The sequence below is a fragment of the Cohaesibacter marisflavi genome (assembly GCF_963665895.2).
Taxonomy (GTDB): Bacteria; Pseudomonadota; Alphaproteobacteria; order Rhizobiales; family Cohaesibacteraceae; genus Cohaesibacter; species Cohaesibacter marisflavi.
In genome coordinates, this window is sequence record NZ_OY762534.1 from 391,910 (window position 1) to 414,288 (window position 22,379).

A 22,379-nucleotide genomic window follows, 5' to 3' on the forward strand; every position below is an offset into this window, starting at 1 on the left:
CCTGAACCGGCATCGATGCCGGTTCAGGCCCCTAGATTGGCTTTTGCTGTTTTGAGCGCATTGAGGGGCTGAGCAACATCCAGTCTGCTTGCTGACGCTCTGGGCCGACTCTCGGGGCTATCTCTGGCTATATCAATGCTGTCTTGGGGAAGGCGGCGCCTAGCGGACGGCTTTCACCCCTTCCAGAATGAGCACAGTTGCCAAACGGGCATAGTCCTCGCGGGAAATGGGGCCATCTTCCTTGAACCACATATAGACCCAATTCATCATGCCGAACAAAGACATGGTGACTGGCATCAGCAGTGGGCGGTCGGGATCATCCAGAATCGGGTGGATCTCGCGTAGCGTGCTGGAGAAGCGTTTGACGACGCGGCGCTCCACCTTGACGATTTCGGCGCGCTGCTCGGCTGAGAGCGCCTGACTGGCGTTGAGCTGCACTTTGTGTTGATCGTCTGCGCCGCGATAGGCCTCTATGACCGTCCGGACCAGCTTTTCTAGTCGTTCTTCTGCAGGCAGGGATGGATCATCCGCGTCCGTCAGAGCTTGATCCAGCTCTTCGAGATGAGAATGCACGATCTCGAAAATCAGCGCATCCTTGGATGGATAATAGTGATAGAGCAGGGACTTGGACACGCCGGCGGCGGATGCGATCTGCGACATGGAGGCTTTTTCCATGCCTTGCGTTGCGAAGACTCGTGCCGCATCCAGCAGCAAACTATGTTGTTTTTCTTCGAAATCGTTTGCGCGTGTTCTGGCCATGGACAGAGTTCTCCAAAATGCTGAAGACGAAAGTAGGGGGCTATTATGCCCCCTATACACCAAATTTGCTATAGTTGACCATACGGTCGGTTAAATTTTTGGCCGATTGTCGACAACGCGCTTGGCCTTGCCTTCGGATCTGGCCAGTTCTTGTGGATCGCGTACATCGATCCTGACTGTTACACCAACTACGGATTTGATGTGGTGGGAAAGCTCCACTGCGGAGGCCTTGCGGGCGTCTTCGGAGACATGATCGGTAGAGGCTTCCACGTGAACAACCATGGTGTCCTTGTGATCCTTGCGCGACAATTCGATTTGGAAGTGCGGTGTGAGGCCATCGCATTTGAGGATCTGCTCTTCGATCTGGGTTGGAAACACATTGACCCCGCGCAGGATGATCATGTCATCAGAGCGACCGGTGATTTTTTCAATCCGGCGCATGGATCGTGCCGTTCCGGGCAACAGGCGGGTGAGGTCTCTGGTGCGATAGCGTACCATCGGCAATCCCTCTTTGGTCAGAGTGGTAAAGACCAACTCGCCCATTTCCCCGTCTGGCAGTACTTCACCGGTGGCTGGATCAATGATCTCGGGATAGAAGTGGTCTTCCCAGATATGCAAGCCGTCTTTCGTCTCCACGCATTCATTGGCAACACCGGGCCCCATCACTTCGGAGAGACCATAGATATCGACGGCATGCATGTTGAAGGCCTGTTCGATCTCTTCGCGCATGCTGTTGGTCCATGGCTCGGCACCAAAAATGCCGACCTTGAGCGAACTTTCTCGCGGGTCCAGTCCCTGACGGCGGAACTCATCGAGAATCGAGAGCATGTAGGATGGCGTGACCATGATGATTGATGGTTTGAAATCCTGAATGAGTGTCACTTGCCGCTCAGTCATGCCGCCGGAGATTGGCACAACGGTGCAGCCCAGTCGCTCTGCGCCATAGTGGGCGCCCAGACCGCCGGTAAAGAGTCCATAGCCATAGGCCACATGTACGATATCGCCGGGGCGCCCGCCGGAGGCGCGAATCGAACGGGCGACCAGATCGGCCCAAACGTCGATATCCTTGCGTGTATAGCCGACGACTGTGGGTTTGCCCGTGGTGCCGGATGAGCCATGAATTCGCACCAGCTTTTCGCGCGGAACAGCAAACATACCGAAGGGATAGGTGTCTCTTAGGTCCGTCTTCTGAGTGAACGGGAACTTGGACAGGTCCGCAAGGGTTTTGAGGTCAGAAGGATGAACCCCATGCTCATCAAAACGTTTGCGATAGAAGGGGGAATTCTCATAAGCGTGGGCCAGAGACCGACGCATACGGTGATATTGAAGAGCCGAAATCTCGTCGCGCGAGGCGACTTCGATCGGATCAAGAAGGTTTTTGGTTGGTGTCAGATCGTTCATTGTTTCCTCCCCAGGATCAGACGTCATCGCTCTTGGCGACGGTTTGGGACGACAGCAGTGTCCCTTTTACGGTGCGGGCATGGCCGCGAAATTCAGCAATGATGGTTCCGTCTTCACGCACCACCTGCACGTCATAAAGACCGGAACGGCCCGAGCGGGACCGCTCGCGGGCGGAGGCCGTCAGGCGGTCGCCACGGGTGCCCGGTGCAAGAAAAGTGATAGCGCAATTCTGCGCGACGGTGATTTGGTTGTATGTGTTGCAGGCAAAGGCAAAGGCGCTGTCTGCCAGGGTAAAGAGATAGCCGCCGTGCGCATTGCCGTGACCATTGGTCATGGCTTCGGTGAGCATCATAGACAGAACGGCCTCACCGGGCGCTACATGCTCCAGTTTCATGCCGAGCTTTTGGGAGGTGGAATCCCCGTCCCACATAGCCTGAGCGCAGGCTTCGGCCAGCTCTTGCGGGGGCATGGTTGTCATCTGGTCCATATCAGCACCCCCTGAAGTTGGCTGGGCGTTTTTCCAGAAAGGCTGCGACACCTTCAGAATAGTCGTCGGTCTGACCAGCAGTGCGCTGGCAGTCACGTTCCATATCTAGATGCGTGTCCAAGGGCTGATCGGAAGCGGCCTGGATGAGGCGTTTGCTCAGTCCCAGACCAACGGTAGGGCCAGCGGCAAGCTGCTCGGCCATGGCACTTGCTTCTTCCATCAGCGCTTCATCATCCACAGCCTTCCAGATCAGGCCCCAGTCGGCGGCTTGTTCCGCAGGAAGAGGAGTTGCCAGCATCGCCAGCGCCTTGGCTCTCGGTTCGCCCAGAATGCGGGTGAGAGACCAGCTTCCTCCGGCATCGGGAATAAGGCCAATCTTGGAAAAGGCCTGAATGAATTTTGCCGATTTCGCAGCCAGAACGATGTCACAGGCCAGAGCGATATTGGCTCCTGCACCTGCGGCAACGCCATTGACTGCGCAGAGCACGGGCTTTTCCAGCAAGCGGATCAGGCGCAGCGTTGGATTGTAAAATGTTTCAAGCGTTTGTCCGAGATCCGGTTTGGCTCCTCCCTTGCGAGGATCGCGGTCTCCCAGATCCTGCCCGGCGCAAAAGCCGCGTCCTGCTCCTGTTAGCAGAACGGCGCGGATATCCGCATCCGCAAGAGCGCGTTCCATTTGTGCCCGCAAGGCAAGATGCATCTCATCGTTGAATGAGTTCAGTTTGTCCGGTCTGTTGAGCGTGAGCCTGAGCACGCCATTCTTCAGATCCGACAGCACGGTCTCGGATATGTTCATTTGTTCTCCCCCAAGGTCCACTTTTGTAGAGCCAACGAAAGACTTGTTGCATAAACCGTCCGGACGGTCAATTATACGCTTGAATAAATCGTCCGGACGGTCAATTATATGCCGGATACTGAATGTGGGGGACCAATGACTAATTTTTATATTCGCCATCATGCGCTGCTGACTGATGCTGTCTCTGCGCTGAAATCGCGGGAATTCTGGACGCCGTTTCCGGAAATCCCCAGCGGCCGTTTCTATGGCGAGAGCGCTCGCGAAGATGGTCAGGCGGCCTTTGATAGACTAATTGGTCATCGGTTTGCGCTACCCGATCATCCGGAAACCGACAGGGTGGGCATGGAAGAATCTCCTTGGGGGCTGCCGCTCAAGATTAATTATCCCACAGCTGATGCATCGCAGCTGATTGAAGCTTCTGAGGCCGTTGCTGGTGAATGGGCCGAAGCCAGCCCGGAGGTGCGCGTCGGGGTTCTGCTAGAGGCTCTGGTGCGGCTTAATGCCATGAGTTTCCTGATGGGGCACGCGGTGATGCATACCACCGGGCAGGCATTTCCCATGGCCTTTCAGGCTGGTGGGCCGCATTCGCAGGATCGTGGACTGGAGGCGGTTGCCGCTGCGTGGGTTGAGATGAACGCGACCGTGCGCGAGGCGACATGGGAGAAGCCGCAAGGCAAGCTGGCCTCCATCATTCTGGAAAAACGCTGGAAACTGGTGCCGCGCGGACTGGCGTTAGCCATTGGCTGCAACACCTTCCCCACCTGGAATGGCTATCCGGGGATTTTTGCCAGTCTGGCTACGGGTAATACGGTCATTGTCAAGCCACATCCGGCGGCCATTCTGCCCCTTGCCCTTACCGTCAGAGTTTTACGCGAAGTGCTGGTGGAAGCCGAGCTACCGGCCGATGTGGTTCTGCTTGCTGCCGATGAGCCTGGACAGGAGATGACGCAAGAGCTCGTGGATAGCGGCGCCTTTTCCCTGATCGATTATACTGGTTCTTCGGTTTTTGGCGCTTGGCTACGCAAGCATGCAGGCAAGGCACAGGTCTATACCGAAGAGACCGGCGTTAACTCCATTACGATAACCGGATGCCGAGATTTCAAGGGCATGTGCAACAATATTGCCTTTTCGCTGTCGCTCTATTCGGGGCAGATGTGCACTTCGCCGCAGAATATCTATATCCCGTCCACTGGCATAGACAGTGATGAGGGGCCCAAGAGCTTTGATGACGTGGCCAAGGGTATCGCCTTCTCTGTCGACAAATTGCTGTCTGATGGGGAACGAGCTTCCGGGATATGCGGCACCATTGCCAACCCGGCGACCCTTGCGCGGGTGGCCGTGTCGCGTGGTATCGGACGTATTGTCCGCGATAGCGGCGAGACGGGGATTGGCCGCAGTGCAACGCCGCTGTTGTTGGCGCTTGACGGGGAAGAAGAGGGGGCGGAGCAGGAGGAGTGCTTCGGGCCGGTGTCATTCTTCATTCCATGTGAAAGCGCATCCGATGCTATCGCGCGTGCATCAAGCATTGCCCGACAGAAAGGGGCGATTACCGCTGCTCTGTATGCCACGGATCAGGATCTGATCACGGAGGCCGAGGATGCCTTCGCGCATGCTGGAGTCAATCTGTCGGTCAATCTGACGGGCAATATTTTTGTCAATCAATCGGCGGCTTTTTCCGACTTTCACGTTACTGGCGCCAATCCTTCGGGCAATGCCTGCCTGACGGATACTGCCTTTGTCGCGTCGCGTTTCCGGCGCGTCATGATCCGTTGGCCCAAGGTCGCTTAAGCGGCATTGAGCCAATTTCATCAACTGGATATCTAGGGAGGACTATCCATGAAACCTGTAATTACTACTGCCATGACTACACTTGTTGCGCTTGGCGTTATCAGCCTTGCCGCTCCGGCTTCTGCTGAAATTCGTCTGGGGGCGAGTGTCTCTGCAACGGGGCCTGCGGCCTTTTTGGGGGACCCGGAGGCCAAAACCATCGAAATGCTCGTGGAGCAGGTCAATGAGGCCGGTGGCATCAATGGTGAAAAGATCGAGCTATTCCTTTATGACGATGGTGGCGACCCCAACAAGGCTCGCACCTTTGCTACTCGTCTGGTGGAAGATGACGAAGTGGTTGCCATCATTGGTGGCTCAACGACGGGGACCACCATGTCGATTATTTCGGTGGCGGAAGACGAGGAAATTCCGTTCATCTCGTTGGCTGGTGCCATCCAGATCATTGATCCGGTGCGCGACTATGTGTTCAAAACGCCGCATACGGACAGAATGGCATGCGCCAAGATCTTTACGGATATGGCGGCGCGTGAGCTCACCAAAATCGGCATGATTTCCGGTACGGACGGGTTTGGCGCATCGATGCAGGCGCAGTGCCATGATATCGCTGCGGAGCACGGTATAGAGGTGATCGCGGATGAGACTTATGGGCCGCAGGATGCGGACATGACACCGCAGCTCACCAAGATTTCCAAGACCGAAGGCGTGCAGGCGATCCTCAACCCCGGCTTTGGTCAGGGGCCGGCGATCGTGACGCGCAACAAGGCGCAGCTTGGCATCAACTTGCCGCTTTATCAAAGCCATGGTGTGGCCTCTGACGGCTTTATCAAGCTGGCCGGTGCCGAGGCATCCGAGGGCGTCAGACTGCCGGGAACGGCCCTGTTGATCGCAGATATTCTGCCCGATGGAGACCCACAGAAGGATGTTGTTACGTCTTACAAGTCCGCTTTCGAGGGCAAGTATGAGCAGAAGGTGTCCACCTTTGGCGGCTACGCCAATGATGCCTTTTTGCTGATGACAAGTGCCATGGCCAAAGCAGGCTCTGATGCTGAAGCAATCCGCAATGCGCTTGAGGACACATCCGGTCTGGTGGGGACAACCGGCACCTACAGCTTCTCTGCCAATGACCATCTCGGTCTGGATCTCAGCGCCTTTCGCATGCTCGAAATCCGCGATGGTGGCTGGGCTCTTGCAGAATAAATGCGCATCGGGCGGGGCTGTTGCCCCGCCTCAATCGACTCGATCTTAAAGGGAGAGCCGCTCATGGATGCCTTGATGCAGTTTCTTTTGTCTGGAATGACCGTCGGCGCAGTTTATGCGCTCGTTGCTCTGGGCTTTACAATTATCTATAACGCTTCCGATGTGGTGAATTTCGCACAGGGCGAATTCGTCATGCTGGGCGGTATGACAACCGTTTTTGCCCATGCCGCAGGGTTGCCTCTGCCTCTGGCTGCGGTCATTGCCATTGCGCTCACCGCCCTTGTTGGCGTGGCGCTCAACAAGCTGGCGATTGAACCGGCCCGTGGTGCGCCGGTGGTCTCATTGATCATTATCACCATCGGGGCGTCGATTTTCATCCGGGGTGCCGCGCAGCTGGTTTTTGACAAACAGTTGCACCGCTTTCCCTCTTTCTCGGGCGATGAACCTATACGTTTGCTCGGGGCTGCGATTCTTCCGCAGAGCCTGTGGGTTGTCGGTGGGGCCTTTGCCGTCTTTTTCGGCCTCTGGGCCTTCTTTACCAAAACCCTGACAGGCAAGGCCGTGTTGGCAACAGCCAATAATAGACTGGCCGCACAGCTGGTCGGCATCAATACCGGTTGGGTGATGACGCTTTCCTTCTCTCTGTCCGCAGCCATTGGGGCGCTCGCTGGCGTTCTGGTCACTCCTATCACGCTGGTTGCCTATGACGTTGGGGTCGGGTTGGCGCTCAAGGGTTTTGCGGCTGCCATGCTGGGCGGCATGGGCAACCCGAAAGGGGCGCTTGTTGGCGGCATCCTTCTTGGTCTTCTGGAAGCGATGACAGCTGGCTATCTCAGTTCACAATATAAGGATGCGGTAGCCTTCATCGTCATTCTGGCTGTGTTGTTTGCCATGCCGCAGGGTTTGTTCGGCGCCAAGCACACCGAGAGGGTCTGATCCATGAAATCAAATCTGAAATGGATACAACTGGCGATCGTGTTTGTGCTGATCATCGCGTTGCCGGCATTTTTTCCCTCTGGATACTATTATCGGGTCGGAGCGCTGATCTTTGTCAACGCCCTCAGCGTCGTCGGTCTGGTGATCCTGATCGGTTATGCGGGCCAGATCAGCCTTGGCCATGCCGGATTTGCTGGCATAGGGGCCTATGCCTGCGCTCTGGGACCTGATTATGTCGGGTTACATCCAGCTTTCTCAGTCATTCTGGGTGCTGTTGTTTCTGCTGGTATGGCAGCGCTTATCGGCAAGCCGATCTTGCGTCTCAAAGGGTATTATCTCGCGGTTGCCACTTTGGGGTTCGGCATTCTGGTCTCCATGGTTTTGACCAATGAGCGCGCACTGACAGGCGGTCCGGATGGAACGGCTGTGGCGAAACTGGGGTTGAGAAGCTGGCTCAAGGATGCCGGTGTCAAGCTTTCCAGCGGAGAATTCTGGTATCTGGTCTGTGGGGCCGTCTTGCTGATTGGGGTCTGGATTGCGCTCAATCTGTTCCATAGCGCGACCGGACGGGCCATGCGGGCGCTGCACGGCTCGGAAGTCGCCGCGCGTACTGTCGGTATCGATGTTGCGCAGGTAAAGCTGCAAGCCTTCGTGATTTCTGCTGTCTATGCGTCGGTGGCCGGGTCTCTTCTGGCCTTACAGAATAAGTTCATCACACCTGATGTTGCCGGCTTCATGCATTCCATCGAAATGGTGACCATGGCTGTTCTGGGAGGCGTCAACTCTGTTCTGGGGGCCACATTAGGGGCGGCGATACTTACATTGCTGCCACAGGTTCTCACGATATTCGCCGAATATGAGCAGTTGGTCATGGGGCTTGTGATGATCCTAGTGATGATCTTTCTGCCCAAAGGGCTGTTGCCTTCCATCGCTGCCCGGTTGAGAGGGAGGGGAGAATGACGCTTTTACAAATTGAAGGACTGGGGATCAGCTTCGGTGGCCTAAGGGCGGTCAATGATGTGGGCTTTTCTGCCAAGCCGGGCGAAGTTGTCTCGGTTATCGGGCCAAATGGCGCAGGCAAGACGACCCTCTTCAACATGATTTCCGGCGTCTATCTGCCCAACACGGGGCGGGTACTGCTCGATGGGCAGGATGTCACACGGTTTGAATCACACCGTCTGGCGCGCAAGGGACTGACGCGCACATTCCAGAATCTGCAGATTTTTCAGGATATGACTGTGCTCGAAAATGTCATTGTCGGCTTTCATCTGGCCGAGCGAGGTCATTTGTTGGCCGACATTCTCTCTTTGCCGAGCACAAAACGACGGGCACGGGAGGTGCGGACGAAAGCCATGGATCTGCTGAAGCGGGTACGTTTGGACAAGGCCGCCGACCAAGTGGCGGGCAATCTGTCCTACGGATCGCTCAAGCGGCTGGAAATCGTGCGCGCACTGGCTATGGAGCCACGGGTTTTGCTGCTTGATGAACCGGCGGCTGGCTGCAATGCGGTCGAGACCGAAGAGATCGATTCATTTATCGCGGAGCTTGCTGCCTCTGGCATCGCTATTCTGCTGGTCGAGCATGACATGAAGATGGTGATGCGGATTTCCAATCATATTGTCGTTCTGGATCACGGTGAGAAAATCGCCGAAGGCAGCCCGGAAGAGGTTTCGAAAAATCCCGAGGTGATTTCGGCCTATCTGGGCGCGGAGGCGGGGCAGGATACCCCGAGCGTGGAAAGGGAGGTTGCCAATGCTGACGGTTGAGAAACTGCATTCGGCCTATGGGCGCATCGAGGTGCTGCACGGGATCGATCTGCAGGTCAAGTCAGGTGAGATTGTGACCGTGGTGGGGGCCAATGGGGCAGGCAAGACAACGCTCCTCAAGTGCCTTTCCGGTACGCAACCTGTCACTTCGGGGCAGATCGATTTTCGTGGTGAGGTGATCACAGCAGTGCCTGCCTTCAAGCGACTGGAACGTGGACTAGCGCAGTCGCCGGAGGGGCGGCAAATATTCACCAATCTGTCGGTGGAGGAAAATCTGCGCCTTGGTGCCTTTCTTTTCAGCGATGATCGGGTGGATGCGGATATGCAGGATGCTTTCACCATGTTTCCGATCCTCAAGGAAAAGCGCAACCTGATGGCGGGCGGGCTTTCTGGAGGGCAGCAGCAGATGCTGGCCATTGCGCGGGCCCTGATGGGGCGTCCGCATTGCCTTTTGCTGGATGAACCGTCGATGGGGCTGGCGCCTTTGCTGGTCGCGCAAATATTTGAGGTGGTTGAAAGCCTGAAGGCGCGCGATGTGACGGTTTTGCTGGTGGAACAGAATGCCTTCGGAGCGCTCAAGATCGCCGATCGCGGCTATGTGATGGAAACGGGGCAGGTGACGATGAGCGGTCCTGCATCGGAGTTGATTGCAGATCCGCGCATTCGTGAAGCCTATTTGGGGATTTGATATGGACGCGAAAAATTCATCTGTTGTTCGCCTGCGCCGTGCGGGTGATATTGCCATCGTCACGGTTGACAATCCGCCGGTCAATGCGCTCTCGGTGGCTCTCCGCCAAGGATTGCTGGATGCTGTTGAGGATTGCGAGGCTGATGAGGCTGTGCGGGCGGTGGTGCTGCAGTGTGCGGGGCGAACCTTTATTGCCGGTGCAGATGTCCGTGAGTTCGGCAAGCCCCCTCAACCGCCCCACTTGCCTGATGTGGTTGCACGTATCGAAGGGGCTCGAAAGCCCTGGATTGCTGCGATCCACGGGACCGCTCTGGGGGGCGGGTTCGAGGTGGCCATGGGATGCCGCTTTCGTGTTGCTGCACCAGACGCCAAGGTCGGGCTGCCTGAGGTGACGTTGGGCATCGTGCCGGGGGCCTCTGGCACTGTGCGCACCGCGCGTCTTGCCGGGGTAGCCTCTGCGGTGGAACTTGTCACCAGCGGACGGCCATGGAAGGCAGACAAGGCACTGTCTGCAGGCCTTTTGGACAGCGTCGTCGCAGGGAATTTGGAAGACGAGGCGATAGCCTTTGCGCGAGCCGCCTTGGACCGCCCCTTGCCTGAAGTGGCTTCAGAGCGCCCTGTGGAGCCGATGCCAGAAGCTTTTTGGCAAGAGGCAAAGAAGGCCGTGGCCAAAGCTGGACATCAGGCCCCTGTGAAGGCGTTGGAATTGATCCGTCAGGGATCCGAGCTTCCCTTCTCGGATGCGATGGCGAAGGAGCGCGAAGCGTTTCTTACGTTGCGCCAGTCAGACGAGGCAGCAGCCTTGCGTCATGTGTTTTTTGCAGAAAGGGCAGCCGGTCGACCTGATGCCCTGCGCTTCGTTACGCCACGACAAGTGCATACTGTCGGGGTGATTGGGGGGGGGACCATGGGCGCGGGCATTGCGGCTGCCCTGAGACAGGCAGGCCTGCCCGTTGTGCTGATTGAGCGGGATCAAGCCGCTTTGGATCGCGGGATGGATACCCTGTCCACCTTGTTCGATGGAGCTGTTAAACGCGGCAAGCTGGATGCCAAAGGCAAAGCCGAGTGCATGGACGGCGTTACTGGCAGCGTGGACTATAGCGCTTTGGTGCCGTGCGATCTTGTCATTGAGGCTGTTTTTGAGGAAATCGGGGTGAAGCGCTCTGTCTTTGCGGAGCTTGTGCTTCACTGTCGGCCTGATGCCATTCTTGCGACCAATACCTCCTATCTCGATCCGCGCGCAATTGCTGAGGGCCTTCCCAATCCGGAGCGGTTCATCGGGCTGCATTTCTTCAGTCCGGCCCACATCATGAAGTTGCTGGAGATTGTGCCGGTGACTGAAACGGCTGAGGAGGTGCTGGCATCAGCCTTTGCGCTTGCGCGGCAGTTGGGCAAGATGCCGGTCAAGGCCGGTATTTGCGAAGGTTTCATCGGTAATCGCATTCTCAAGCGCTATCGGAGCGAAGCAGAGACGCTTCTGCTTGATGGTGTAGCCATTGCTGATATCGATCAAGCGATGCGGGCTTTCGGTTTCCGGATGGGGCCGTTCGAAGCGCAGGATCTGGGAGGGCTTGATATCGCCTTTCTACAGCGAGAAGGTGCGCGTGCCGCAGGAAAAGACGTGCCCGAAACGCTGGGAGACATTCTGGTCAAAGCGGGGCGCAAGGGGCAGAAGACCGGCGGCGGCTGGTATGACTACAACAAAGGAGACCGCACCCCGCGCCCTTCGGACGCAGTTGCCCAGTTGCTCAAGGGGAGAATGAAGGCTCAAAAGCCAATGCCTCTGGATGCAATCTCAAGCCATTTGATCACTGCGATGGCGAGAGAAGGGCAGGCTCTTCTGGAAGAAGGGATCGCCGGGCAACCATCGGACATCGATCTGGTCGAAATCCATGGATATGGGTTCCCGCGCTGGAAAGGGGGGCCGATGTTCTGGGCCGAACGGATGGGCCTAACAAATCTCGCAGGATAAGAAACAAGACAAAAGCGCAGCCTGATTGATGCAGGTTGCGCTTTCTTTTTTGGTCACGAATTTGGTCCTTGAGCAGATGGTCCGTCTGCTCTTATTCTGCGATGGCAGGTGCCGGTGCTCGTTTCATTTGATAGAGCTTGAGAAGTGGCTGACCCAAGGCGGCAATCAGAATGAGGCTGCCGCCTATGAAGGTTGCCTCACTAGGAACTTCTCCGAACAGAGCCCAGATGATCACCGGTGCGATGACAATCTTGATCTGCGCGATGAGGCTGACTTCCGGAGCGGAGATAAGGCGGGTGGCCATGGCATTCAGCATGCGGCCGACGGGGGCGGTAAACAGGCCCATGATCATCATGATCAGCACGCCATACATATCAAAGTCGCCCACCTCGATGAACGGTACGGCAAACAGGCCAATGAACAGGCCACCAGCGCCGACCACCAGAGAGCGGTTGAGCTGGCTGAATTTGCGCCAGACGACGAAATTCAATGATACGGCCAGCGATGCGGTGAGCGCGATCAGGTCGCCAGCAATACCGCCCGATGCCAGAGAGCCTCGGACGATGATATACATGCCGGCCATGGAGAGGAGGATGGCAAAGAATGTTTGCTTCTGCAGGCGCTCCTTGAGGAAAATCCAGCTGAAGATGGCCGAGAGAATGGGCGTTACGCTCATGATGAGCAGCACATTGGCGACGGTCGTTTTTTGCACAGCAAGGGTAAAGGCTGTTCCGCTGACGCCCATGATGGCGCCAGAGACAAGCAGCATGAAGCCACCGGCCTTTATGACAGGAAGCAGATGGCCTTCCCGAATGCGGGTCAGCAGAGTCATCGAGATCAGCGAGAAGACGCCGAACAGGAAAGACGGCGCAAAGCCATGCAGGCCTGACAGGCGGATGAAGACCGCATCCAGACTCATGAGAGCGGCGGCGACCAGAAGATAGGTAAGACCTTTTTCGTGATGTGTCATTGATGATTAATCCTGACTTGTATTTTCAAGAATTTGAACATAATACTGGTGAGTATGATTTGCAAGCACTGTTGGTGTTCTTATGAAAGCTGCCGAAAAAATCCGTTTGAAACAGAAAACCATCGTGGAGGCTGCCGAACGGCTGTTTCTGGCCAATGGCTATAGTGGTACCACCATGGATGCCGTGGCGTTGGAGGCGGGGGTCACCAAGCAGACGGTTTATCGCTACTTTCCCTCCAAAGTTTCGCTGTTTACTGCGCTTCTTGGTCGTTTCGATGAAGATGAAACAGAATTTTTCTTTGCTGAAGGGGGGACGCTGAGTCAAGAGTTGCAGCGCTATGGTGTGGCCTTTCTGTCTCGTCACATGCAGCCGCGCCATATGGCTTTGTTTCGCTTGATGCTATCGGAAAGCAGGGACAGCAGCGAGCTAGGCGATTTGTTTCGCTCTCATGCGCAGCCCTATTGGCTGGGCAAGCTGACGCTTTTTCTAAGTCAGTATCTGCCAGAACAAGACGCAAAGGCCTATGCGCATATGTATAACGCCATGCTGCTTTCCGAGCGGACGCCGTTGCTGATGCGTAGGGAGGAGGGGATGTCAGCTGAACAGATTCGCAGTCATGTGGATTTTAGTCTCCTGCTTTTTCTTCATGGCCTGCCGCTTGAATGATGACCATTCGCGATGGGGACGCTGCCTATGAGAGGGCAAGAGAGAGGTCGGGGGCCTTTTTCTTCCTGCCTCATGCATATTATCTGTGACTTTCTTCCCGATTGGCGTGAAGGCCTGTGTGCGTCACAATAAAAGCACATAAACTCTACAACCTGTTTGTTGGTATTGGAGCGAAAATCGTCCTGAGGAGATGCAGTTGGCTCGCACTCGCTCGGTCTTTGCTCGCATTGCGGGGCTGGTTGTCTGTTTGATGCCTATTTCGCTCGTGTTTTCAATGAAGTGTCTATTTTAATCCAAGGAGCGCTTGATTATGTCCACACTCTCACTTTCCCGTCGTCGCTTTCTGGCTGGTGCTGCTGGTGCAGGTGCGCTGATTGCTTTGCATCCTTTTTCCGCCTTTGCAAAGGCGGGGCAGGCTCATTTGCGTCTGATGGAAACAACCGACATTCACGTCGCGATTTTTCCTTATGATTATTACGGTGACAAGCCAACGGATTCAGCCGGTCTTGCGCGCACGGCCGCGCTGATCAATGACATCCGCGCCGAAGCGTCCAATTCCATGTTGCTGGATAACGGGGATCTTATTCAGGGCAATCCGATGGGGGATTATGTTGCCTATGAACGCGGGTTTGAAGGGGATCAGCTGCATCCAATGATGGCGGCCATGAATACCCTTGGTTATGACATGGCTACCCTTGGCAACCATGAATTCAACTATGGCCTCGATTTCCTCAAGAAGGCACTCGCGGGCGCAAACTTCCCCTTCGTTTGCGCCAATATCGCCATGGGTGTTACTCCCGGAGCTGACCCCACCAAGGACAAAACCCTGATCAAGCCTTATGAAATTCTTGAAAAGACGATCAAGGATGGTGACGGCAACGAGCATGCCATCAAGCTTGGCTTCATCGGCTTTGTGCCGCCACAGATTATGACATGGGATATGGCCAATCTGGAAGGCAAGGTCATGACGCGCGATATCGTCAAGACAGCCGAAGCCTATGTGCCGCAAATGAAGGAAGAGGGCGCCGAACTGATTATCGCTCTATGCCATTCGGGCATTGCCGGTGGTGGTTATTCCGAAGGTATGGAAAACGCCTCTCTCTATCTGGCCGGTGTGAAGGATGTCGACGTTGTCTTTACCGGCCATCATCACCGTGTCTTTCCTGGCAACTATGCCGACATCAAGGGTGTCGACAACGAGAAAGGTACCCTGATGGGCAAACCGGCGGTTATGGCCGGCTTCTGGGGCTCGCATCTGGGGCTGATCGATCTGCTGCTTGAGAAGAATGAAGATGGCAAATGGGCCATTGCTTCGCATGTGTCCGAGGCCCGTCCGATCTACAAGCGCGAAAAACGGAAATATATTCCTCTGGTGGAAAGCGTGGCGTCGGTTCTGGCTCCTGTCCAGAAAACCCATGAGGAAACCCTTGATTATATCCGCCGTCCGGTGGGGGAAGCTGCTTCGGCGCTTTATTCCTATTTCGCGCTGGTGGCTGATGATCCATCCGTGCAGATCGTCTCCAATGCGCAGCTCTGGTACACCGCGCAGATGCTGAAGGGCTCCGAGTTTGAAGGGTTGCCGCTGCTTTCTGCTGCTGCTCCGTTCAAATGCGGCGGTCGTGGTGGGCCAGATTATTATACTGATGTGCCTGCCGGTCCGGTCGCCATCAAGAATGTGGCAGACCTCTATCTCTATCCCAACACGGCACGGGCGGTGAAAGTCACCGGTCAGCAAGTCAAGGATTGGCTTGAGCGTTCCGCCGGGATCTTCAATCAGGTGGAAGCCGGTGGCAAAGATCAGACTTTGCTCAATCCAGACTTCCCATCCTACAATTTTGATGTGATCGACGGAGTAACCTACAAGATCGATATTTCCCAGCCGTCAAAATATTCTTCTGATGGAAAGGAAGAAATCAATCCCGACGCCAACCGCATTGTCGATCTGATGTATGACGGCAAACCGGTTGACCCTGAAGCCGAATTCATTGTGGCAACCAACAACTATCGCGCTGGCGGAGGCGGCTACTTCCCGGGCTGTGATGGTTCCACCATCATTCTGACCGCGCCGGATACCAACCGCGATGTGATTGTGCGCTACATTGTCGAGAAGGGGACCGTAAATCCGACCGCAGATTCTAACTGGTCGCTGGCTCCTCTGGCTGACACGACGGTTCTGTTTGAAACAGGGCCGAAAGCGGCTGCTTTCGTCGAGGATGTAGAAGCGGTTTCCATCGAGGCAACCGGCGAGACCAGCGAAGCCGGCTTCGGGGTTTATCGAATCTCGCTATAAATCGGCTTACTCCATTGGAAATGAAAACACCCGCAAGTCTCTCAGCTTGCGGGTGTTTTTGTATCTGGCTTTTTAAGAATACTAGCTCAGGAATGTATCATAGTCGGAGACGAGCAGATGGCGTGGTGCTTCGTCTTCTTCGATGGAGGAGAAGCGACCGATATCCATTTCGAACCAGTTGTCGGTCTTGTCGTCATTGACGGTAGACACTTCGCCGATCAGCACATCGTCGCCTTCACCCCAGAAGGAATGCCAGACGCCCGGCATCAGCGTGATGCTTTCACCCGGATCCAGCTTAAGGTGGCTGCCTGCCTTGAGGGTCTTCATACGGCCGTCAATGGGAACCACGACATCCTTTTCGCGATCGATTGTCCCTTCTTCATTCGGCGCCCAGAGTTCGAGCACCAGCTTGCCGCCGCCGCGGTTGATGATGTCTTCGGCCTTCAGATAATGGCGATGCATTGGGGAAAGCTGGTCTTTGCGGCTGATCATGATCTTCTCCGCATAGAGCATGCCTTTGCCGCGTTTGAGGTCGTCTGCAATGCCGTTGCGCACGGTGAACAGAAACAGGCCAAGCTCATCAAATTTCCCAAGTCCGTAATCGGTGATGTCCCACCCCATGGCGCGTTCGACATAGAGGCTATGGTCGGTGGCCTTCATCTCTTCGGGAGAGAGATAGGCAAAGGGTGGCAAAATGTAGCCGAAGGATCGAATGAAGCTGTCTGCCTCTTTCAGGATTTCATTGACATGGGAACGTTTCATCAAAGCTGCTCTCTGAATTCGCTGTTAGAAAATTGACTGCAACGCTGCAATTGAAGGTAGTATAGGACAAATCGAGAGAACTTTATATCGTTACAATAGCTAGGTTGGATAAATCTCTAACTGTTTGTAATTGGGAAAAAAATGGCATAGTCTTCATTCCTGATCAAAAAAGTTACGTATTAAATTTTGCCGTTCTGGCTAAATAGTGCGCGCCATTGAAGGGAATTCATGCAGCAAGGGTCTACCAAGCCGACGCAAAAGACGATTGCGCAAATCATGGGGTTGGCGGTTACCACCGTTTCTCGTGCCCTGAAGGGGGATCCCAAGATCGCCGAGGCGACGCGACAGCAGGTGGCCAAGGTTGCCGAGGAAATCGGCTATGTGCCAGACCGTGCGGCTCAGCGACTCAGAACCGGAAAGACGCGCGTCATCGGCCTGATGTTGAGCCCCCATGACGAGATTTTCGGGTTTGGCAACAGCATGATCGAGGGGTTGACCCGCTCTCTGGAGGGATCTGGCTATCATTTGATCATAACGCCTACATTTTCTGGTGGAGATGATATCGCTCCAATCAAATATGTGGTGCGGAACGGTTTGGCGGATGGGCTGGTGCTGACGCGGACGCGCAATTTCGATGAGCGTATCCGCTATTTGCTTGAGAAGAAGTTCCCTTTTGTTTCGCATGGGCGCACGGATTTCTCGCAAAAGCATAGTTTCATTGACTTCAACAATGAGGATTTTGCCTTTCAGGCTGCCAACAGATTGGCCGATCTTGGCTGTAACCGTCTTTCCATGATCCTGCCGCAGGAGGGCTTCACCTTCCACCAACATCTGCGCTACGGTTTCATGCGGGCCGTGCGGCAGGCAGGTCTGGACTATGTCATTCCGGACACGGTCACGCTGGATTCCAATCTTGAAGCCATCCGCTCATGGGCGGTGGAGCTGTTGTCTGATCGCAAGGAAGGCGATGTCTTCGGCTTCATTTGCCCCGGCGAGACAAGCTATCTGGCGCTGAATGCAGGGTTGCGCAATATCGGCCTCAAACGTGGCGTCGACTATCAGGCGGTGGTGAAAACAAACAGTCCCATTCTGGAGCAGATCTCGCCGACGCTCGATCGGGTGTATGAGGATATAGAGAATGCGGGCGTGCTGATGGGCAAAACGCTGCTATCCATATTGGACGGGAGCAGTGAGGGCGTTTCACAAATTGTACAGGAACCGATCTTCAGTTTTCAGAATGTCTGAGCGAAGCAAGAGGCTGGGCTGAACCGGTTTATCAGGGAGGATTTAAACAGTGACCAACGGGCCGAGAATCATATGCTGCGGAGAAGCGTTGATTGACATGATACCCACCAAGAGTATGGAGGGAACGCTGACCTATGAGCCCTGCTCGGGAGGGGCTGTTTTCAACACTGCGATCGCCTTGGGGCGCTTGGGGGTGCCAGCTGAATTCCTGACTGGTCTATCGTCTGATCTGTTCGGAGAGCAAATCCGGGATTCTCTGGAGCAGAGCGGTGTCGGGGCAAGCCTGAGTGAGGTGAGTAAGCGGCCGACGACCTTGGCTTTTGTCAAGCTGGTTGATGGACACGCGACCTATCATTTCTACGACGAGAATTCCGCCGGCCGTATGCTGTCGATCGAGAATGTGGGGGCTGTGCCCGCATCCATCGACGCCCTGTTTTTTGGCGGTATCAGCCTCGCGGTCGAGCCTTGCGCGCGCACTTATCAGGCAATCGCTCTTAGGGAAGCGGAAGACCATGTCATCATGATGGACCCGAATGTGAGGCCGGGCTTCATCGAGGATGCCGATGTCTATCGTACGCGCATCTGCTCCATGATGGCGCATAGTGACATCGTGAAGCTTTCGGATGAAGACATTGCCTGGTTCTTCCCAGATCTTCACACGCTGGATGAGCAGGTAGCCGAAGTCAAGAAGCTGGGGCCGACGATCATTCTGATCACCAAAGGCGCGGAGGGTGCAACTGCCTATCTTGCTGATGGGCGAACGATCTCTGCGCTATCCGAGCGGGTCAGTGTGGTTGATACTGTAGGGGCCGGTGACACCTTCAATGCCGGTATTCTGGCCAAACTGGATGAAATGGGCCTGTTGAGCAAAGAGGCTCTCAAGGGCGTTTCCGATGATCAGATCGGTGAGGCTATGGCTTTTGCTGCGCGGGTGGCGGCGGTTACCGTTTCCCGCAAAGGCGCCAATCCGCCTTGGGCGAAAGAAATCTAGGCAGCCTTCATGCGGCATTTTGGCCGCGGAAAGATCGTTAATCCTCATTCATAAGCATGCGGACCAATCTGCATGCTTTTCTTTTTTCAAGCGGCTTTTTTACAAATGCAGGTTGGTTTGCCAATTGACAATAATCGTAAAAGTGCCAAATCGTATGATGTTTTTGTCAAAATTATCATACTTGAAACATAAAGTACGGTGCTGTATCTAAAAGGCGGGTGTTCGGTTCAGCAGGAAGCGTTGCTGTTTCTATTAAGGTGGAGGGGCATTTGACTGAGAAGAAAAAAAGGCGTCGAGGGGAAGCCCTCGAGCGAGCAATTCTGGATGCTGCATGGGAAGAAGTGCTGGTCTATGGATTTCAGCAATATACCGTGGAAGGTGTCGTGAAGCGCGCCAAGACAAGTCGGTCGGTTGTCTATCGTCGATGGTCCAACAAGGTGGAGCTGTTTGAAGCGGCTCTTTTGCACTATTTCCAGCAGAACAAACCCACTGTGCCCGACAGAGGGTCTCTACGCGATGATCTGATTGCGCTGTTGAACCAGGTTTGCGAAATGCGGGGCCATTTGATGATGGTTCTTACCTCTCAGCTGATGGAATATTACAGAGAGACATCTGTTAAGCCCATGGAACTGAGAGAGAAGATTGTTATTGCCAGCAATTCGGTTCTCGATGCGGTTCTGCTGAATGCCATTCAGCGTGGCGAAATCAGCGTGTTGCCGATTCCAGATCGCATCAAGCATTTGCCTTTTGATCTGATGCGCAGTGAGTTTTTCATGACCCTGCAACAGCCCAATCTCAATAGCATTATTGAGATTGTTGATTTGATCGTGTTGCCTGCGATCCATTTTCATCAGAAGCAATATGCTCATGTCAGCGGACAAGGGGCTGCCGCACAATAAGGGGGCGGGTCAAGCAGAAGGGTGCTCGATTCAGGGCATCCTCCTATTTCCTTCTGCAATCAACCCAGATCGGGCTCGTGTCGTTACGTGCTTGTCTAACTGACTGTGTTTTGGGCATGAATTTCATTTTGTTGGATAAAGTCCAATAATTAGTCAAAATATCATTGTTAAATGTACTAGTTCTGTTGACCTTTTTTCTGTAATCTCCCTTTCTATAATTGTTGTTAAAAGACTTGCCGACCTTCCATATGGTGCTAAGGCGTTATGGGACGGGTATTGTTTTTCCTATGTCTTTCAATGCGTCTTTGATCCAAAAAGCGTCTAGCGTTCTGGTGACGGCAAGGTTTGTTGGGCTTTTGCTGATCTGATTTTGAGTTCCCGTGGGGGGGACTGGAGATGGGGTGTTTCTCTTTTGCTTTGGCATTTTGTTCAAAGCATGGGGCGCACCCCATCGAGTTTGTGCCGACAGGCGCCTTAGGTCTTGATAAAAATACTATGCTTTAGCTGACTATCCGGTGTTATACCGGCAATTTTTCTTTGTTGCACAGATGGTTAACACCTTGTCAAAGAATTCGGTAGCAAACTTCGGCCCATGAATTTCTAGATAGCAGGGTCTTGGGAGGCTTTCGATGTTCGGGCTACGTAAAGAAAAGGCAGCTGAAGGGTCTTCGTTGAATGATCTCGTCGCCGCAGCAATGGACGGATCTCCGTCTGGTGTATTTATCAACTGTCTGGCGCCGGGACGCGAAGGCATCGTCTATGTCAACAAGGCTTTTCTGAAGGCGTCGGGATACCCATCCCTGCAATCGGTGCAAAGCCGCCCGGTCGCTGAGCTTCTGGCCAAGGAGCAGTATGGCGGTGTTCGCGTGGATGACTATGTCAAAAATGTTGAAGACACCATCCAGAAGTCCGGCAACTGGTCGGGCAAGATTATCTATAACAAATATGATGGTGGCAGTTTTGGCTCGCTGGTGGATATATCGGTTGCCGTGATCGATGACGTGCCATATGCCTGTGCAGTCTTGCAGGATGCGGTGAATAGCGAAGCAGCTTTTGCCAGAAACCGCAGCTTCCAAACGCTATCCAGCAGCTTTCAGGATAGTGTTGGCAGTGTTGCCCAGACCATTCAGGATGCCGCAGGTGACTTGCAGGCAACTGCACAGCAGATGATTGGCGGGGCGCAGCGCACCAGCAGTGAAACCTCGGCTTTGTTTGGCCTTACAAACCAGACGGTTGACAATATGCGCTCTGTGCAGGCTGCAACTGAAGAACTGTCCGCCTCGATTGAGGAAATTGGTCGGCAAGTGACAACCTCGACCGAAGTGGTGCATGAAGCATCCGGTCAGGCCGAGGCCACCACCAATGTTGTCAGCGAGCTGGCCACATCGGCGAGCCGCATTGGTGATGTCATCCGGCTTATTCAGGAAATCGCCGAGCAGACCAACCTGCTTGCTCTTAACGCCACGATTGAAGCTGCGCGTGCGGGCGAAGCCGGGCGCGGCTTTGCTGTTGTTGCTGCTGAAGTGAAGGATTTGGCCAACCAGACTGCCAAGGCAACTGAGGAAATTTCAGGACAGGTTTCCGGTATTCAAACCTCCACGAGCGAGACCGTTGCTGCGATTGAAAAAATCGCGGGCACGATTTCACATATCAACGAGATTTCCTCTTCTATCGCAACGGCTGTTGAGCAGCAGGCGTCGGCTGCCAAGGAGATTGCTGATAACGTGACACAGGCCTCTGGCGGTGCGGAGCAGATCAATGCTGCTCTGGGCAGCGTGGAAGAGGCTGCCAAGGAAACTGAAGTTGCGGCCAAGAGCGTCGCCGAACGGTCAGAGCATTTGTCCGGTCAGTCGAAAGAGTTGAGCGACCATGCCAGCACGTTTCTCGGGGCGCTGGATGAGACCTATCAGGCTCTCTAGTCAGTCTGGCTTTGGCTCAGATCAGTTCCAATGAAATAGAAAAGGGGCCGCGTTGGCCCCTTTGTTTTGTTTGATGAAATCGGCCTAAATGCCCGCGCCGGATTGGTTGTAACCGCCGGCGCCTTCGAGGAATTCTGCCACGAATGGCGAGGATGGCTTTTTGATCAGATTAGCCGGTGTATCGAACTGCTCGATCTTGCCGTCTGCCATGACGGCAATGCGGTCCGCCAGCTCAAACGCTTCTTCCTGATCGTGGGTAACCAGAATGGCACCGACGCCGACTTTCTGTTGCAGGCTGCGCAGGGAAGAACGCAGATCCTTGCGCACCCGCGTATCCAGTGCGCTGAAGGGTTCATCCAGGAGCAACAGCCTTGGCTCGATGGCGAGCGCCCGCGTGAGGGCCACCCGCTGACGCTGACCACCGGAAAGCTGGCTTGGGAAACGCTCTGCCAAATGGCCGATCTGGGCCATGTCGAGCAGTTCAACGACACGGCGGCTGATGTCCTTTGCCGAAGGGCGAGCGCTACGCTCGCGCATTTTGAGACCAAAGGCCACATTCTGGGCAACGCTCATATGTTCGAACAGGGCGTAGTTCTGAAACACCATGCCGAAGCGCCGCTCGCGAGCATCGAGGCCGGTAATGTCCTCTCCGTCAAAGGACAGTGTGCCCCCTTCGGCAAATTGTAGACCGGCAATGGTGCGCAGCAACGTGGTTTTGCCAGAGCCGGACGGCCCCAGAAGGGCGATGAACTCCCCCGGCTCAATATCAAGGCTAACCGCGTCAAGCACCAGATTAGCGCCGTAATATTTGCTGATATTCTGAATCTGTAGCGACATGATTGCTTT

20 protein-coding genes are annotated in these 22,379 nt (G+C 54.9%); 13 read left to right on the plus strand and 7 right to left on the minus strand.

The window, feature by feature from the left end:
- Positions 1–159: 159 nt before the first annotated feature.
- From ACKPCT_RS02890 to paaG, 4 genes are all read right to left on the minus strand, one after another.
- Positions 160–759 (minus strand): TetR/AcrR family transcriptional regulator, encoded by a 600-nt coding sequence (locus ACKPCT_RS02890; RefSeq protein WP_090074963.1) that lies wholly within the window; start codon positions 757–759, stop codon positions 160–162.
- A gap of 90 nt (positions 760–849) precedes the next feature.
- On the minus strand, positions 850–2,160 hold the full coding sequence (gene paaK / locus ACKPCT_RS02895) for a phenylacetate--CoA ligase PaaK (RefSeq protein ID WP_090074964.1): 1,311 nt from the start codon (positions 2,158–2,160) through the stop codon (positions 850–852).
- A 16-nt stretch (positions 2,161–2,176) separates the two neighbouring features.
- Complete coding sequence (gene paaI, locus ACKPCT_RS02900) at positions 2,177–2,647, minus strand: hydroxyphenylacetyl-CoA thioesterase PaaI (RefSeq protein ID WP_210186819.1); 471 nt, start codon at positions 2,645–2,647, stop codon at positions 2,177–2,179.
- A gap of 1 nt (position 2,648) precedes the next feature.
- Positions 2,649–3,443, minus strand: coding sequence for a 2-(1,2-epoxy-1,2-dihydrophenyl)acetyl-CoA isomerase PaaG (gene paaG, locus ACKPCT_RS02905; RefSeq protein WP_175528178.1), 795 nt, complete (start codon positions 3,441–3,443; stop codon positions 2,649–2,651).
- Positions 3,444–3,578: 135 nt separating this feature from the next.
- On the opposite strand from paaG, the gene paaN reads away from it, so the two are divergent.
- From paaN to ACKPCT_RS02940, 7 genes are all read left to right on the plus strand, one after another.
- Positions 3,579–5,231 (plus strand): phenylacetic acid degradation protein PaaN, encoded by a 1,653-nt coding sequence (gene paaN, locus ACKPCT_RS02910; protein ID WP_319568328.1) that lies wholly within the window; start codon positions 3,579–3,581, stop codon positions 5,229–5,231.
- 48 nt (positions 5,232–5,279) lie between these two features.
- Positions 5,280–6,428 (plus strand): ABC transporter substrate-binding protein, encoded by a 1,149-nt coding sequence (locus ACKPCT_RS02915; RefSeq protein ID WP_090074966.1) that lies wholly within the window; start codon positions 5,280–5,282, stop codon positions 6,426–6,428.
- Between the two features lie 63 nt (positions 6,429–6,491).
- Entirely contained in the window at positions 6,492–7,364 is an 873-nt protein-coding gene (locus ACKPCT_RS02920; protein ID WP_090074967.1) for a branched-chain amino acid ABC transporter permease, read from the plus strand.
- 3 nt (positions 7,365–7,367) lie between these two features.
- Positions 7,368–8,324, plus strand: a complete 957-nt coding sequence (locus ACKPCT_RS02925) for a branched-chain amino acid ABC transporter permease (protein ID WP_319568329.1) — start codon at positions 7,368–7,370, stop codon at positions 8,322–8,324.
- Positions 8,321–9,130, plus strand: coding sequence for an ABC transporter ATP-binding protein (locus tag ACKPCT_RS02930; RefSeq protein WP_090074969.1), 810 nt, complete (start codon positions 8,321–8,323; stop codon positions 9,128–9,130). The genes ACKPCT_RS02925 and ACKPCT_RS02930 overlap by 4 nt, the downstream gene beginning before the upstream one ends.
- Positions 9,117–9,818, plus strand: coding sequence for an ABC transporter ATP-binding protein (locus ACKPCT_RS02935; RefSeq protein ID WP_090074970.1), 702 nt, complete (start codon positions 9,117–9,119; stop codon positions 9,816–9,818). Before ACKPCT_RS02930 ends, ACKPCT_RS02935 begins: the two co-directional genes overlap by 14 nt.
- 1 nt (position 9,819) lies before the next feature.
- The gene (locus tag ACKPCT_RS02940; RefSeq protein ID WP_319568330.1) at positions 9,820–11,790 is read left to right on the plus strand and encodes a 3-hydroxyacyl-CoA dehydrogenase NAD-binding domain-containing protein; all 1,971 of its coding nucleotides are present in this window, start codon (positions 9,820–9,822) and stop codon (positions 11,788–11,790) included.
- Positions 11,791–11,881: 91 nt separating this feature from the next.
- Here ACKPCT_RS02940 and ACKPCT_RS02945 read toward each other — a convergent pair whose 3' ends face one another.
- The gene (locus tag ACKPCT_RS02945; RefSeq protein ID WP_319568331.1) at positions 11,882–12,760 is read right to left on the minus strand and encodes a DMT family transporter; all 879 of its coding nucleotides are present in this window, start codon (positions 12,758–12,760) and stop codon (positions 11,882–11,884) included.
- Between the two features lie 82 nt (positions 12,761–12,842).
- On the opposite strand from ACKPCT_RS02945, the gene ACKPCT_RS02950 reads away from it, so the two are divergent.
- Together ACKPCT_RS02950 and ACKPCT_RS02955 are read left to right on the plus strand one after the other, a co-directional pair.
- Complete coding sequence (locus tag ACKPCT_RS02950) at positions 12,843–13,427, plus strand: TetR/AcrR family transcriptional regulator (RefSeq protein WP_319568332.1); 585 nt, start codon at positions 12,843–12,845, stop codon at positions 13,425–13,427.
- 310 nt (positions 13,428–13,737) lie between these two features.
- Positions 13,738–15,717 carry a bifunctional 2',3'-cyclic-nucleotide 2'-phosphodiesterase/3'-nucleotidase gene (locus ACKPCT_RS02955; RefSeq protein ID WP_319568333.1) on the plus strand — a complete coding sequence of 660 codons (1,980 nt, stop codon included), beginning with the start codon at positions 13,738–13,740 and terminating at the stop codon, positions 15,715–15,717.
- An 81-nt stretch (positions 15,718–15,798) separates the two neighbouring features.
- Here the strand turns inward: ACKPCT_RS02955 and ACKPCT_RS02960 are convergent, their stop codons facing one another.
- Positions 15,799–16,479 carry a D-lyxose/D-mannose family sugar isomerase gene (locus tag ACKPCT_RS02960; RefSeq protein WP_319568334.1) on the minus strand — a complete coding sequence of 227 codons (681 nt, stop codon included), beginning with the start codon at positions 16,477–16,479 and terminating at the stop codon, positions 15,799–15,801.
- Between the two features lie 228 nt (positions 16,480–16,707).
- On the opposite strand from ACKPCT_RS02960, the gene ACKPCT_RS02965 reads away from it, so the two are divergent.
- The 4 genes from ACKPCT_RS02965 to ACKPCT_RS02980 all read left to right on the plus strand — a co-directional run bounded on the left by ACKPCT_RS02965 (position 16,708) and on the right by ACKPCT_RS02980 (position 21,533).
- Positions 16,708–17,724 (plus strand): LacI family transcriptional regulator, encoded by a 1,017-nt coding sequence (locus ACKPCT_RS02965; RefSeq protein WP_319568335.1) that lies wholly within the window; start codon positions 16,708–16,710, stop codon positions 17,722–17,724.
- Between the two features lie 97 nt (positions 17,725–17,821).
- Positions 17,822–18,715 carry a carbohydrate kinase family protein gene (locus ACKPCT_RS02970; RefSeq protein ID WP_407652452.1) on the plus strand — a complete coding sequence of 298 codons (894 nt, stop codon included), beginning with the start codon at positions 17,822–17,824 and terminating at the stop codon, positions 18,713–18,715.
- Positions 18,716–18,984: 269 nt separating this feature from the next.
- Positions 18,985–19,614, plus strand: coding sequence for a TetR/AcrR family transcriptional regulator (locus ACKPCT_RS02975; protein WP_139229334.1), 630 nt, complete (start codon positions 18,985–18,987; stop codon positions 19,612–19,614).
- Between the two features lie 629 nt (positions 19,615–20,243).
- Positions 20,244–21,533, plus strand: coding sequence for a methyl-accepting chemotaxis protein (locus tag ACKPCT_RS02980; RefSeq protein WP_090074979.1), 1,290 nt, complete (start codon positions 20,244–20,246; stop codon positions 21,531–21,533).
- A gap of 84 nt (positions 21,534–21,617) precedes the next feature.
- Here ACKPCT_RS02980 and ACKPCT_RS02985 read toward each other — a convergent pair whose 3' ends face one another.
- Positions 21,618–22,370: an ABC transporter ATP-binding protein gene (locus ACKPCT_RS02985; protein ID WP_319568336.1), complete on the minus strand. Its 753-nt coding sequence runs from the start codon at positions 22,368–22,370 to the stop codon at positions 21,618–21,620.
- Between the last annotated feature and the right edge of the window lie 9 nt (positions 22,371–22,379).